This window comes from Desulfoprunum benzoelyticum (assembly GCF_014201505.1).
Classification (GTDB): Bacteria; Desulfobacterota; Desulfobulbia; order Desulfobulbales; family Desulfocapsaceae; genus Desulfoprunum; species Desulfoprunum benzoelyticum.
On sequence record NZ_JACHEO010000001.1, the window covers coordinates 308,334 to 321,977 of the forward strand.

Below are 13,644 nucleotides of genomic sequence, written 5' to 3' on the forward strand. Positions count from 1 at the left end.
CCGATGTGCCGATTGAGATCGGCGTCAGATGTTCCGTGGATTCGATAACGAGTGAACAACGGTGAAAACGAGGGAGAATACCCTCTCCGCGCAAACTTTGCCAGCTGGAATACCGACCTGGTACAGCCCGGATCGGGGCCGTCGAGAAAGCGGGTGAATACCGTGGATTATTTCCGGGCCATCATCGCCAGCCGCAGGCCGAGACCGATAAAGAGAGCGGCGGCGGCGATCCGGCACAATCGGACCAGGACGGCGGATTGCCGGAAGCGATCGGCGAGATGCGAGGCGAGGAGGGCAAAGGCGACGTTGACGATCGTGCCGTTGAAATTGAACAGTGCACCAAGAAACAGGAAGGCGAGGGCCGGGTGGCTCGTTGCCGGAGACACGAACTGCGGCAGCAGGGCCAAGAAGAACAGTGCGACCTTGGGGTTGAGGGCGTTGATCAGCATCGCCTGACGAAAGATCCTGGCGGGGGTGAGAGGCGCTGGATCGTCGGGCGTCGCCCGCCGACCGGCGCCGATGGTCAGCAGCGATGCGATCCCAAGATAGACCAGGTAGAGGGCCCCGGCATATTTGACAGCGGTGAAGGCCAGAGCCGAGGTCGCCAGCACCACCGACAGGCCGAGGCCGGCACAGAGTATATGCAAAAGGCAGCCGGCCCCGATCCCCAGCGCCGCGATCATCCCGGCCCGTGGTCCCTGGGCGGCGCTGCGGCTGGCGATGAACAGCATGTCGGCGCCCGGGGTGACGTTGAGGAGCAACCCGGCAGCGACAAACACCCCGAGATTTTCCGTGCCCAGTATCGACATGTTCAGCTCCCGCTCCGCTTGACCTTCCAGCCCCGTCTCGTCAACTCCGTCAGCAGCAGGTCGCGATGGTCGCCCTGGATTTCCAGCCGGTCGCCCTTGACGGTACCGCCGGAACCGCAGCGTCGTTTCAGTTCTCTGGCAAGATCAACCAGGCCGGCCTGATGAAGGGGGATACCGGTGATGATCGTCACCCCCGCTCCCTTGCGCCCCTTTGTCTCCCGACTCACGCGCACAACCCCGTCCCCCGGCCCAGGCTGCTGTTGCCGGTGGCGGCAGCTGCATTCTTTCACCGGCCTGGCACAGGCAGGGCACATCTTGCCATGTTCGGTCGAGTAGACCGGTGATTGCGGCTGCAATTTGCGTAAAGCCATAGGTGTTGCAGGTCCTGGTGCCGGCCCCGCCGTCGGGATGCGGTCGGCGTTAAAGTTCGTGGTTGATCCGGCGGCTGAAACTCGACGCGTTGATATCGACGATCTGGACCGCTATGGTGGCCTGAAGTTCCTCCAGCATCCGCGGGAAATGACTGACCAGGATCTTCAGGCAACTCTCGGAGATGCTCTTCTTCAAGCCGTCGCTTCTCCCGGCGAGGATCTGGACGGTCAGCAGGACGAAGGCCTGGTCGGGATGACCGTTGCCGACGCAGTAATTCGTCAGCTTCACCGCCTTGCTCTTGATTTCGGCGCTGTGCCACTCGCCGGTGGCGATCAGGACCGCGTGAATCTCCCGGTACAGTTCATTCCAACTCGGCTCGTCTGCAATATTGTCGGTATATTCAAAATGGCATTGCGGCATGGACTGCTCCGGCGAACAGCGAATTAATCTTGAAAGCCCTTTCCTCCGGGCCGCATGATGACACAAAGCGGTTATCCCGGCAATCCCTTACCGATATTTTTTGATTTCTCCTCCGCGATACGGCCCCCGATTCCGGGACTGGCCGGCAGGCGCCAAGGCACTGCCTTGACTCCGGTCGCCGCCTTCCTCCCATGGCACTGGCGTCGACATTTGCAACCAGGGTGTTTCCCGACAGCGATTGGAGATTGTCATTTTCCGGTGAAATCGCGGTTCCATTATTTTCCCATGCACGTTAAAGTCGTCATTCAACCATTGTCTTACATTGTATGATGCATATGATTTTTCTGACAACTATGTCCATATCCGCTTTATGACCATCGGCTCGCCAGGATGCAGGGCCGCTTTTCCACTCCCCGACGACCACTACCCCCAGGAAAAACCATGCCACTCGATACTTCAGTGAAGCAAGCCGCCGTTGACCTTCCGTTCATCCGTGTCCCCGATCTGCCGCAATGGCCGGTGCTGTCACCGGCCGAACAGGAACGGCTGAAGCAGGATATCAAAACGATGCTGCGCCGGCAGAACGCCGTTCTGGTCGCCCATTACTACACCGACGGCGCCCTGCAGGACCTGGCGGAAGAGACCGGCGGCTGTGTCGCCGATTCGCTGGAGATGGCCCGGTTCGGCACCGAGCATCCGGCCACGACCCTGGTGGTCGCCGGCGTCCGGTTCATGGGGGAAACGTCGAAGATACTGAACAATGAGAAACGGGTCCTGATGCCGGATCTGGCGGCGACCTGCTCGCTCGACGAAGGCTGCCCTGCCGGTCTCTTTTCAGCCTACTGTGACGAGCACCCCGACTACACGGTCGTCGTCTACGCCAACACCAGCGCCGAGGTCAAGGCGCGTTCCGACTGGGTGGTGACCTCGGGAATCGCCCTTCCCATCATCCGCCACCTGGCCCGATCGGGTGAAAAGGTGCTGTGGGCCCCCGACCGCCATCTCGGCCAGTATGTGCAGAAACAGACCGGCGCCGAGATGATCTACTGGCCGGGATCGTGCATCGTCCATGAACGCTTCCGTGCCGAAGCGCTGGCCGAGATGCGTTCCCGCCATCCGCAGGCCGCGGTCCTGGTGCACCCGGAATCGCCGGAGGAGGTCGTTGCCCTGGCCGATGTCGTCGGCTCGACCACGGCGCTGATTCAGGCGGTCGTCACCCTCCCCAACCCGGAATTCATTGTCGCCACCGATGCCGGGATCATGCACAAGATGCAGCAACTGGCCCCCGGCAAAGTACTGATCGAGGCGCCGACGCTGGGCGAAGGGGCAACGTGTCAGAGTTGCGCCCGTTGCCCCTGGATGGGGATGAATTCCCTGCAGAACCTTGCCGAGGTGTTGAAAACCGGCAAAAACGAGATCGTCGTTTCGGCCGACCTGGCCCGCAAGGCGGCGATCCCGATCCGGAGAATGCTCGATTTCGCCCGCGATATGCGCAAATAACCCCGGAACACCGACACCTTCCCTGTCGGCCTTGGCACCGGTGAGGTGCAGGGCTGGCTGCGGCAACGGAAATTTACTTAAGCCATGCTCATACAGAACATAAGCAATTCTTAAGCATCGGATTTTTTCCGTTGTCGCCGCCCCTATTCCGCGGTACATTGCCAATAATTGTATTATGCATCCTCAAATCAAGACGATACAGTATTGGAGAGCGTATGTGGAAATCGAAAGATGTCTACTATATTTCCGGCAATACCGGCATTCTTGCCAAAGACATGGGCAAGGCGCTTCTCTGCCAGTTTCCCGAGATCAGCTTCAACGAGGAACTGATACCCTTCATCCGCAGTGAAAGTCAGGCGCGCAGAGCGCTCGACAAGATCCTTCAGCAATCGAACGGCCGCTATCCGCTGGTGTTCTCCACCCTCCTCAGCATCAAACTCAATCAGATCTTCGATACCCCCGAGGTTGAATTTCTCAATATCATAGATCACTTCCTGGTAACCCTGGAGGATCTACTGGAAGCCAAAGCAATCCGCGAGCCCGGGACATCGAGGCATCTCGACGACAACACCATGACCCGGCGAGTCAACGCCATCCACTATTCAATCGCCCATGACGACGGCACCGGGACCAAGGATTACGACGAGGCCGACCTGATCATTGTCGGCGTCTCCCGTTCCGGCAAGACCCCGGTCTCGGTGTTCATCGCCACCCAGATGGGGCTCAAGGCCGCCAACTATCCGCTCGTCCAGGATGACCTGACCTCGGCCCGCCTCCCCTCCGAGATCGTCCGCAACAAGAAGCGCGTCGTCGGTCTTTCCACCTCGCCGCAGATGCTGCACGCCTTCAGGGAAAAACGCTATCCCGGCAGCACCTACGCCAATCTCGAGACCTGTGAGCAGGAACTGCAGCAATCCGACCAGATCTTTCTCAAGTACCAGATTCCGGTGGTCTTTTCCAATGGCCGATCGATCGAGGAAACCGCAACCCAGGTTGCCCAGGAACTCGATCTCAAACGACAGCCGGGGTTCTGAGTGCCGGCCCACTGCCTCTCTCAGTCGCCACCGCTCTTGTCCCGGCGTTTGCCGAGCAAGTCGACAACCCGGTCCCAGATCATGTCGGCCGTCTGCTCTTTGCCGGTCATCGGCAGGAGGACGTCCCGTTCCCGATCGATCAGCAATATCTGATTGGTATCACACTCGAATCCGGTAGTATCAGAGTTGATATTGTTGACGGCGATCAGATCGAGATTCTTGGTCGCCAGTTTTTTGCGGCCTTCGGCCTGCAGGTTGGAGCTCTCGGCGGCAAAGCCGACCAGGACCTGCCCCTCTTTCCTGTTCCGGCCGAGTTCGTAGAGGATGTCCGGATTCCGGCTCAACTGCAGACTGAGTCCGGCCTTGTCCTTCTTGACCTTTTCCCTCTCCTCGACTGCCGGTCGGAAATCGGCGACCGCCGCCGCCTTGACAATGATCGAAGCCTTCTCGGCCAGTTGGAACACCGCCGCATGCATCTCCCTGGCGGTCTGGACGGAAACGCGCTCCACCCCGGGCGGACAGGGCAGCGCCACCGGGCCGCTGATCAGGTGCACCTCGGCGCCGCGGCGGTAGGCGGTGCGGGCCAGGGCATAGCCCATCTTGCCGGACGAGCGGTTGCTGAGAAAACGGGCGGGATCGAGCGGCTCCCGCGTCGGCCCGGCTGTGATCAGCACCCGCTCACCGGCGAGATCCTGCCCCGTCAGGGCCCTGAGAAAGATCTCCTGGACATCCTCCCACTCCGGCAGTCTGCCCGGGCCTTCCTCGCGGCAGGCCATCATCCCTGCCGGCGGGGTCAGGACCCGGTAGCCGAATTTTTTCAACCGTGCGATATTGTCCTGGGTGGCGGGATGGAGGTACATCCGGCTGTTCATCGCCGGACAGACGATCACCGGCGCCCGGGCGGCGAGGACCGTCGTCGTCAGCAGGTCATCGGCCTGGCCGCCGGCGAGCCGGGCAATGGTGTCGGCGGTCGCCGGCGCGACCACCACAAGGTCGGCCTCCCGGCCGAGGGCGATGTGATCCATCCGCTCGGCCCGGGCCGGATCGAACATCTCGCCATGGACCGGATTGCCGGACAGGGCGGCGAAGGTCAGCGGCGCAACGAATTCCCGTGCCGACCGGGTCATGATGACGGAGACCTGGGCCTCTTCCTTGGCCATCGTGCTGACCCAGCCCGCGACCTTGAAGGCGGCGATACTGCCGGTGACCCCGAGAACGATATTTTTCCCGGCAAATGACGATCTCATCTCCTCTCCCCTGCAGTCGTTCGCTGCTCCCAAATAGAAAAAGCACGCCCTGGAGGGCATGCTTTTCCGTTATCGGCCACGTGCTTCAAGACCCGATCAATCCCGACTGCCGCCAAAGAACCTGAGCAGCATCAGGAACAGGTTGATGAAATCGAGATAGAGTGCCAGGGCGCCGATGATCGAGCCCTTCTTGACCGCCGCCTCGCCCTGCTCCAGGATCCCCTCTTCGCCCATCGTTTTGATCTTCTGGACGTCATAGGCGGTGAGACCGGTGAAGATGAAGACGCCGAGCACGGAGATCATCCAGCCGAGGCCACTGTTACCCAGGAAGATGTTGACGACCGAGGCGATGATGATGCCGATCAGCCCCATGAACAGGAACGATCCGAGTCCGGACAGATCGCGTTTGGTCACCATGCCGTAGAGGGCCATCGCCCCGAACATCCCGGCCGTAATGAAAAAGGTGCCGGCAATGGAGGAACTGGTATAGGCAAGGAAGACCGCCGACAGGGTCACGCCGTTCATGACCGCATAGCCGATGAACAGGGCGGCGGCCGTCGATGCCTGGATCTTGGCGATCCGGGCCGAAAGATAGAAGACCAGACCGAGTTCGGCAAAGAGCAGGATCATGAACAGCGGACTGCCGACGATTGCCCGGGCCAGGCCGCTGCTCGCGGTCATATAGGCGATGACGCCGGTCAATCCGAGTCCCATGGCCATCCAGTTGAAGACCTTGGCAAGGAAGATGCTCGAGGCCTCCTGACGCGCCTGAGTAATGGTGATCTGCCTGGTGTTTTCGTACATTGCATGCTCCTGAAGTGGTGGTAATCGATACGGTTTGTGGTTGTTCAGGGCAAAGATTAATCATTGCCGCCGGGTATGCAAGCAAAACCGTGATCCCGCTGCCGAATCGGCTCAGTACGCGCCGTTGCCCCTGATCATCGACACGATCGTCTTGCCGATGATCTTGATGTCGTTCCATAACGAGTAGTTGAGGATGTACCAGTCGTCCATTTCGACCCGTTCGGTGTAATCATCGACGTCGGACCGCCGGCCGACCTGCCAGGGCCCGGTGATTCCCGGCTTCATCGAACAGTAGCGGCCGGCGCTCTCCTTGTAGAAATCCTTCAGTTCCCGGCCGACGATCGGTCTCGCCCCGACGACGCTCATATCTCCCTTGAGGACATTGAGAAACTGCGGAAACTCATCGAGGCTGGTGCGGCGGAGAAAACGGCCGATCCGGGTCACCCGGGGGTCGTTCTTCAGTTTGAAGTGGGCATCCCACTCCTTCTTCAGTTCCGGGTTCTCGGCCAGCAGGCGATGCAGCTCCTGGTCGGCGCCGACCCGCATCGTCCTGAACTTGAGGCAATCAAACTCCTTGCCGGTGGCGGTGATCCTCCTGTGGCGGTAGAAGATCGGGCCGCCGTCGTCGAGTTTCACCAGCAGGGCGACGAGGAGCGACAGGGGCAGGGTACAGATCAGGACACAGAGCGAGAAAATGATGTCAAAGCCCCTCTTCCACTCCGTATGGGGATTGAAATTGAGGATCAGAAGTTTGCCCAGGGACTGGATCTCGGCATGGTGCAGGCCGTAGACGTAGAGGTCGGGGATGAGGTATATCCGCGCCCCCAGTGACCGGCATTCCCGGAGGATGGTGAAGATCTTTTTCTCGGCCCGCATCGGCAGGGCGATATAGACGTAATCGATGTCGTTCTTGCTGAGATAGGGCTGGATACTGTTGATGTTGCCGAGAATCGGCTTGCCCATGACCTGATCGAGATTTTCCTCGTCGACCTTGTCATCGAAGAAACCGAGGATCTCGATCCCCGCCCAGGGCATCGACTCGATTTCCCGGACGACGTTCATCCCGAGGTCGCCGGCCCCGACGATGACGGCCCGCCGGACATTGCGGCCCCGCGCCCGGATGATGCTGAGCAGCCTGCGTGCGGCGACATGGACCGCAAACAGCAGCAGCGGCGTGGTCGTCGACCAGATCATGAAGACCACCCGGGAATAGGCATGGGAAATCTTGAAGATGAAGAAATAGAAGAGCAGCAGACCGACCACGGTTATCCAGGCCCGCAGGATATACAGGAACTCGATATAGAACCGCCACCCCCGCCACGACCGGTAGAGCTGAAACGACTGGAAGGCGACCAGACAGAGAACGAAGGTGATGATCTCCAGCCGGGTGTAGTACGGACTCCAGGGGACCCGGTACCAGACGACGAGCAGCCACAGGTAGCCAACGACCAGCAGACAGTCAAGGAGATGGAAACATCTGACGATAAAGGAACTCTGCTCACGCAGATTGGTAGAAAGCATTTTCCGGCCGATATTTGAAATGAGGCAGGCGGTTCAGGTGCCGGCGGGGGAGGATGGATCGGTTGCGGATCTTCCCTGCCACCAGGTCCTGTGCATGCTCAGAGAAGGAACGTACTGGGCGGGGATCTTCCTGAACGATCGCCCGAGGCGGTAACCGCAGTATTTCAGGACCGACCTGACAACCACGTCGGCCATCAGGGCCACCCGTCGCCGGCGGCCAAGTTCGGTCAACTGCCGGCGGACCATTGTGAGCCCGATTCCTTCGGCATGGCCATAGGTCTCCAGCAGCCAGTGTTCGGTGGCATGGAGGACACCGATATCGAACGAGCGCCGGAATTCTTCCGCCAGCGAGTAGTTATGGCTATGGTAGACCCTGGCCTCGCCGACATAGGCGATCCGGTAGCCCCGCTGCAGCAGTCGTCCTACAGTACAGGTATCCTCGCCAAAAATCAAACCGTTCTTGAAGTAGCCGACCTCGGCCAGGGCCTGCCTGCGGTAAGCGGCAAACGAGTTGGAGACGAAGATCGTTCGCAGACCATAGCGCTTGCGATCGTTGAAATCACGCAGACATGACTGCGGCGGATAGTTGAAGGCGCGCAGCGAGGCGGCGCTCCAGGTCGCGTCGCGGTGGGGCAGCTGCCGGCCGTAACTTACCGCGACCTCCGGGTGAGCGGCGAAGGGCCGGATCAGCTGCGCCAGCGCCTCCCTTGTCGCCGGAATCGCATCCTGGGTCAGAAAGAGCAGCAGCTCGCCCCGGGCCGTCCCGGCGAGCTGGGTCCGGGTGCCGCCGTGATCGAATGACTCCCGGGCAATGATCGTGACCTTCGCCCCGTAGTGCCGGGCGATTGCGACGGTCTCGTCCTCCGACGATGAATCGACGACCAGGATCTCATCCGGCTGGATCGTCTGGCGGGCCAGGACCGCCAGCAACTCACCCAGGGTCGCCGCCCCGTTGCAGGTAGGAATGATGACCGAGAGCGTCGGGGTTTGGCGCTGACCATCTTGCATGGGGGAGAAATCCTGTGCCTCAACCATCAGCAGTGACACCATCGCACCAGGAGATACTTGGCAAGCGCCCAGAGCATATAGGGCGAAGGATGCTTGCGGTACAGCAGCACCTCGCTTCTCGCCGCCGCCAGACGCAGGGCCGACGGCACCTCCCGGCGCCTGCCGCCCCAGCCGCGGCAATGGTAGGCCCGGACCTTCGGCTCGTACCTCAGCGTCCAGCCTTTTTTTCGCAGGCGCAATGACAGTTCGATATCCTCCTTGTAAAGGAAAAAATCCTCATCGAAAACCCGCCCGGTCGTCACTGCCGGCAAGGCCTCGAGACGGCAGGCCATCAACGCCCCACAGATCGCCGGCACCGACGCGGCGGCGCCGTACTGGCCGCTGTCCCGCTCCCCTTGGCCGCGATCGTACCAGCGCCCATACCAGGTGCGGAAGATCCCGGTGGAATCGAGCCGGCCGGTAGCCGTGCCGGCGACGGGATCATAGCCATAAAGCCGGCCGCCGACGACGGCGACGTCGGCGTGCTGTTCCAGCACAACGGCGGCCGTGGCCAGGGCGTCGGGGAACAGGAAGGCATCGGGATTGACAAAGACGACCATTGCCGCAGCGGTGGGCGGCAGGCTGCGCACGCCGATATTGTTGGCCCGGGAAAAGCCGATATTGTCGTGAATCAACAAGGTCGTATCTGTTCGTCCCGCCAGGGACTGAAGATAGGCGCGGTCGGTCGAGCCGCTGTCGACGATGACGAGCCGATCCGGACGGCGGGTCTGACCATCGAGGGCAGCAAGGCATTGCGGCAGCACCGGGGCCGAATCGTGGGTGACGACTATGACGAAGATCGGCCAGGCCATCGATGGGCTAGCGGAGAAAAAGCCGGCAGTAGAACCGGAGCAACCCATTGCCTTTGCCCTCGGCCCGGCGGCGGGCCATGATCGACTTCACGGCGTCCTGCTCCCCCCGGCGGAGGATGGCATCAAACTCGGCCATCGTGATCTGCGGGCCGACCACCGTCGCCCGCTTGGCCCGCATGCTCGAAAAACAGCGGCCGGCAGCGACGACCCCCTGGAGATAGGGGCGCAGCAGCCGCTTTTTGACGCAGAAACAGAACCAGGCCAGCTGGTAGATGGCGATGACCGGCAGATAGCGGAGCAGCAGCGCCGGGGGATAGTTTTTCACCAGGACATTGATGCTGTTGCGGGTCGAGAGGCGAATGGTCAGCGGGTTGAACTTCGACCCGGAGGTGGCGCTGCCGATATGGTAGACCCTGGCGCCGGCAAGGAAGCGGCAGCGACAGCCGAGCCGCCGTGCCCGCAGGTTGAGGTCGACGTCTTCGAGGTAGGCGAAGAAATCGCCGTCGAACAGGCCGACCCGGTGAAACAGCTCGCGCCGATAGAGGGCGGCGCCGGCGCAGGCCCCGAAGACCTCGCGATCCTGGTCGTAGGGGGGGCCGTCCGCCTCCATCGTTCCCAGGCGATAACCGGCCCCGCCCCGCAGGAAGCCGTCGCCGGCGCCGTCGATAAAGTTGCGCTGATGAAAGTTCATCATCTTCAGGGCGAAGAAATCGTAATCGCGGTCGCTGGCGATCGCCTGGTGCAGGGCGGCAAGGCAGTCGGCCTGCACCTCCATGTCGTTGTTGAGCAGGAGAATCCACGGCGCCGCCGACTGGGTGATCCCGGCATTGACCGCGGCACTGAAGCCCCGGTTGTCCGGCAGGGCGATACACCGCACCTGCGGATAGTTCCCGGCGATGAATGCAACGGAGCCGTCGGTCGACCCGTTATCGATGACGGTGACGACAAAATCGTCAACGGTTTGACGGTGCAGCGAATCGAGACAGTCTTTGAGCAGGTGCCTGCCGTTCCAGTTCGGGATCAGGATCTCGATAACCGGCTCATTGCGGGGCATCGTCACCCTTGGCTGGATCCTGGCCCCCGACCGGTTCCTTCCTGTACACCGATCGTACGTAGTAGACGGCCTTGTTCTGCGATTCGTGATAGGTGCGGGCCTGCAGTTCGGCGATCAGACCCAGCGACACGAACTGGAAACCGATAAAGATCAGCATGATGGCAAGAAACAGCAAGGGCCGGTCGGCCAACGGCACGCCGAAGAACTGGCGCTGCAGGGTCATGATCAGGGCAAGCAGGAAGCCGATGCCGCCGGAGACGACGCCCATCAGGCCGAACACCTGGATCGGCCGGGTCGAATAGCTGAGCAGAAACTTGACGGTCAGGAGATCGAGGATGACGCGGATCGTCCTCGATATCCCGTACTTGGATGAACCGAAGCGCCGGGGTCGATGGTTGACCTTGACCTCGGTGAAATCGATCCCCATACCGCTGGCGATGGCCGGGATGAAGCGGTGCATCTCGCCATAGAGCTTGACGTTCTTGATCACGTCGTGACGGAAGGCCTTGAGGGTGCAGCCGTAGTCATGGAGATTGACACCGGTGGTAAACGAGATCAGCTTGTTGGCGATGATCGACGGCAGGCGACGGTTGATGAAGGTGTCCTTGCGGTTGAAGCGCCAGCCGGTGACGACATCGTTGCCGGCGCGGATCTGGTCGAGCAGCAGCGGGATATCGTGCGGATCGTTCTGGAGATCGGCGTCCATCGTGATGATGACGTCGCCGCGGGCATAATCGAATCCCGCCGCCATCGCCGCCGTCTGGCCGAAGTTGCGGCGGAAGCTGACGACGACGACCTTGTCGTCGCTGCGCTGGAGCCCCTGCAGGATCGACAGGCTGCGGTCCTTGCTGCCGTCATCGATAAAGATGATCTCGTGGTCGTCCTCAAGAGTGATGAGGACGCCTTTGAGTTCATCGTAGAGGAAGCCGATATTTTCTTCTTCATTGAGAAGGGGAATAACTACGGATACTAGCAAGGGACGATCTCCGTTGGTTCAAATTACTTCTGGTGGACGCTGTTTTCGGGCAACCCGGCATGTTGTGGCCGCAGATTGACCGCCAGCCACAATCTTACTCTTTTGATATCCGCGTCAGGTACAGCCGGTCCATATCATGAAATTCGTGTACATAGTCATACAGATCGATCATGTTCCACCGTGCCTTGTCATAATAGGTCGTCCAATCCTGACCGGTATCCTGGTCTCGTACCTGGATGTAGCCATCCCTCTCGATGTGGCCGATGAATTTCTTGCCGTATTTCTGCGCCGAGGAAGTCGTGATCACCAGATTGGCGCCATCCTGCTCGACAGTCGCCGTCACGTCCTCCTTGAAGCCGCTGTCGACCAGAATCAGCCGGCCGTACCAGTTGTCGCCGGCGAGATTCGCCCCCACCGGGTTCTTCTTCGGTTCTTCCGGTACTTCCTCTTCCTCTGAACTCGATCCTCCACCCCCCGAACCGGCCGCCAGGGCCACCGCACCGACGACCGCGGCGGCGGCGATGCCGCCGTAGAGCAGGGTTTTGCCACCCGAACGAGTGACGACCGGCGGCGGCAACTCGGCCTTGGCCTGCCGGGTGATGTTTTCAGCCTGGTACTCCGCCGCCACGTCCTTGGCGCCTAGAGTCTCTTTGGTCTCCGGCTTCCCCGAGGCCGAAGCCTCCGGCCCTGCAGCCGCTATCGCCGTCAACCGGGGATTGAAAACGAGCATGCCGACAATCAGCAGCGCAATCCCTATTGAGTGTACATATCGCCGTAACATCCTTCTTCCCTCCTGTATCTCGGTACTATATTGTTCGCAAGGCCTTGATGGGATCAAGCCGGGCCGCCTGCAACGCAGGATAGAGGCCGAAAAAGACCCCGGTCATGACCGCTAGAGTAAACGGAATGAGCATCGCTCCGACCGTGATCCTGATCGACCAGCCGGTCAACAGCTCCATGGCCACCACGAAGACGAAACCACTGACAATGCCAAGGATCCCTCCGGTCACCGTCAGCAGAATCGACTCGGTCAGAAACTGGACGACGATGTCTCTGCGGGTGGCGCCGACCGCCCGCCGGATACCGATCTCCCGCTTGCGCTCCGACACCGTCGCAAGCATGATATTCATAATACCAATTCCCCCAACAAGCAAAGAAATTCCACCAATTACAGCAAGAACGATATTGAATATGCGTTGGGTCTGCAAAGACTGCTGGAGCAACTCGAGCGGGACGACAACCTGGTAATCCCGGACCGAATTGTGGCTGATGTCCATGATCCGGCCGATCAGCCGGGCAGCGGCGAACACATGCGCCTGAGAATCAATTTCAACAATGATCCTGGTTAGATGAGACCGCGTTATCTCCTCGGCGGCAAGGGTCTCGATACCGGTTTGGGAAAAAGGCAGGAAGATCATTTCGTTGAGATTGTCCCGCGAAACTTTGACCTTTTCCGCGCCGCCGAGGTCCTGCTCGGAAAGGATGCCCACCACCGTGTAGAGGGCGTCGCCGATCCGCAGGGTACTGCCGGTCCGCCCTTCTCTGCCGAGGGCCCGGGCGATCCGGGCGCCGAGCACACAGACCATCGCTCGGGCGGTCATGTCCCGATCGTGGAGGAACCGTCCCTCCGCCAGGGTCAGCCCCATGACCTTTGCATAGCTGGCGGTACAGAGGACGATCTTCGGCAGGATCGTCCGTCCGGTGCCGAGCGGCGTCGCCGTCACCTCCCGCAGAGCGGCGACCTCCTTGAAAAACAGGCCGCCCTCCCGCAACCGGCCGACGTCATGCCAGGACAGGCCATACGATCGTTTCTCCCGGGCCGATTGCAGCTGTTCCTTTGTCAGCGCCAACCGGTTGATGTAGATATTGGTGATCCCCATCTCCTCGATCTGCTGCAGCACCTCTTCCTTGGCCCCTTCACCGGTCGAGATCATCGACATGACGGCCATGACGCCGCAGACGACGCCGAGAACGCTGAGAAAGGACCGCAACTTATGGACGAAGAGCGACCGCCGGGCGACAGCGATGAGCAGCAGGATTTTCGTCAT

Annotated in this window: 14 protein-coding genes; 2 read left to right on the forward strand and 12 right to left on the reverse strand. The window is 60.7% G+C overall.

Annotated features, from left to right (window positions below; all coding sequences use genetic code 11):
* Nucleotides 1–167: 167 nt before the first annotated feature.
* Genes HNQ81_RS01360 through HNQ81_RS01370 form a run of 3 tightly spaced genes read right to left on the reverse strand, consistent with a single transcriptional unit; the run spans nt 168 to nt 1,601 of the window.
* The gene (locus tag HNQ81_RS01360) at nt 168–809 is read right to left on the reverse strand and encodes a LysE family translocator (RefSeq protein ID WP_205240131.1); all 642 of its coding nucleotides are present in this window, start codon (nt 807–809) and stop codon (nt 168–170) included.
* Between the two features lie 2 nt (nt 810–811).
* Nucleotides 812–1,180 carry a translation initiation factor Sui1 gene (locus tag HNQ81_RS01365; protein WP_183347522.1) on the reverse strand — a complete coding sequence of 123 codons (369 nt, stop codon included), beginning with the start codon at nt 1,178–1,180 and terminating at the stop codon, nt 812–814.
* A 49-nt stretch (nt 1,181–1,229) separates the two neighbouring features.
* Complete coding sequence (locus HNQ81_RS01370; RefSeq protein WP_183347523.1) at nt 1,230–1,601, reverse strand: 5-carboxymethyl-2-hydroxymuconate Delta-isomerase; 372 nt, start codon at nt 1,599–1,601, stop codon at nt 1,230–1,232.
* Between the two features lie 441 nt (nt 1,602–2,042).
* On the opposite strand from HNQ81_RS01370, the gene nadA reads away from it, so the two are divergent.
* Both nadA and HNQ81_RS01380 read left to right on the forward strand, forming a co-directional pair.
* Nucleotides 2,043–3,101: a quinolinate synthase NadA gene (nadA, locus tag HNQ81_RS01375; protein ID WP_183347524.1), complete on the forward strand. Its 1,059-nt coding sequence runs from the start codon at nt 2,043–2,045 to the stop codon at nt 3,099–3,101.
* A gap of 215 nt (nt 3,102–3,316) precedes the next feature.
* Nucleotides 3,317–4,135 carry a pyruvate, water dikinase regulatory protein gene (locus HNQ81_RS01380; protein WP_183347525.1) on the forward strand — a complete coding sequence of 273 codons (819 nt, stop codon included), beginning with the start codon at nt 3,317–3,319 and terminating at the stop codon, nt 4,133–4,135.
* A gap of 20 nt (nt 4,136–4,155) precedes the next feature.
* On the opposite strand, the gene coaBC is transcribed toward HNQ81_RS01380, so the two are convergent.
* From coaBC to HNQ81_RS01425, 9 genes are all read right to left on the reverse strand, one after another.
* A complete protein-coding gene (coaBC, locus tag HNQ81_RS01385) occupies nt 4,156–5,382 on the reverse strand; it encodes a bifunctional phosphopantothenoylcysteine decarboxylase/phosphopantothenate--cysteine ligase CoaBC (protein WP_183347526.1) in 1,227 nt (408 codons plus the stop codon).
* Nucleotides 5,383–5,478: 96 nt separating this feature from the next.
* The gene (locus HNQ81_RS01390; RefSeq protein WP_183347527.1) at nt 5,479–6,186 is read right to left on the reverse strand and encodes a Bax inhibitor-1/YccA family protein; all 708 of its coding nucleotides are present in this window, start codon (nt 6,184–6,186) and stop codon (nt 5,479–5,481) included.
* Nucleotides 6,187–6,297: 111 nt separating this feature from the next.
* Nucleotides 6,298–7,707 (reverse strand): sugar transferase, encoded by a 1,410-nt coding sequence (locus HNQ81_RS01395; protein ID WP_183347528.1) that lies wholly within the window; start codon nt 7,705–7,707, stop codon nt 6,298–6,300.
* A 33-nt stretch (nt 7,708–7,740) separates the two neighbouring features.
* Entirely contained in the window at nt 7,741–8,715 is a 975-nt protein-coding gene (locus HNQ81_RS01400) for a glycosyltransferase family 2 protein (RefSeq protein ID WP_183347530.1), read from the reverse strand.
* 26 nt (nt 8,716–8,741) lie between these two features.
* Nucleotides 8,742–9,566: a glycosyltransferase gene (locus tag HNQ81_RS01405; protein ID WP_183347531.1), complete on the reverse strand. Its 825-nt coding sequence runs from the start codon at nt 9,564–9,566 to the stop codon at nt 8,742–8,744.
* A 7-nt stretch (nt 9,567–9,573) separates the two neighbouring features.
* Nucleotides 9,574–10,620 carry a glycosyltransferase family 2 protein gene (locus HNQ81_RS01410; protein ID WP_183347532.1) on the reverse strand — a complete coding sequence of 349 codons (1,047 nt, stop codon included), beginning with the start codon at nt 10,618–10,620 and terminating at the stop codon, nt 9,574–9,576.
* Nucleotides 10,607–11,596, reverse strand: coding sequence for a glycosyltransferase family 2 protein (locus tag HNQ81_RS01415; RefSeq protein ID WP_183347533.1), 990 nt, complete (start codon nt 11,594–11,596; stop codon nt 10,607–10,609). Before HNQ81_RS01415 ends, HNQ81_RS01410 begins: the two co-directional genes overlap by 14 nt.
* 94 nt (nt 11,597–11,690) lie before the next feature.
* Complete coding sequence (locus tag HNQ81_RS01420) at nt 11,691–12,377, reverse strand: hypothetical protein (protein ID WP_183347534.1); 687 nt, start codon at nt 12,375–12,377, stop codon at nt 11,691–11,693.
* 25 nt (nt 12,378–12,402) lie between these two features.
* Nucleotides 12,403–13,644 carry an ABC transporter permease gene (locus HNQ81_RS01425; protein ID WP_183347535.1) on the reverse strand — a complete coding sequence of 414 codons (1,242 nt, stop codon included), beginning with the start codon at nt 13,642–13,644 and terminating at the stop codon, nt 12,403–12,405.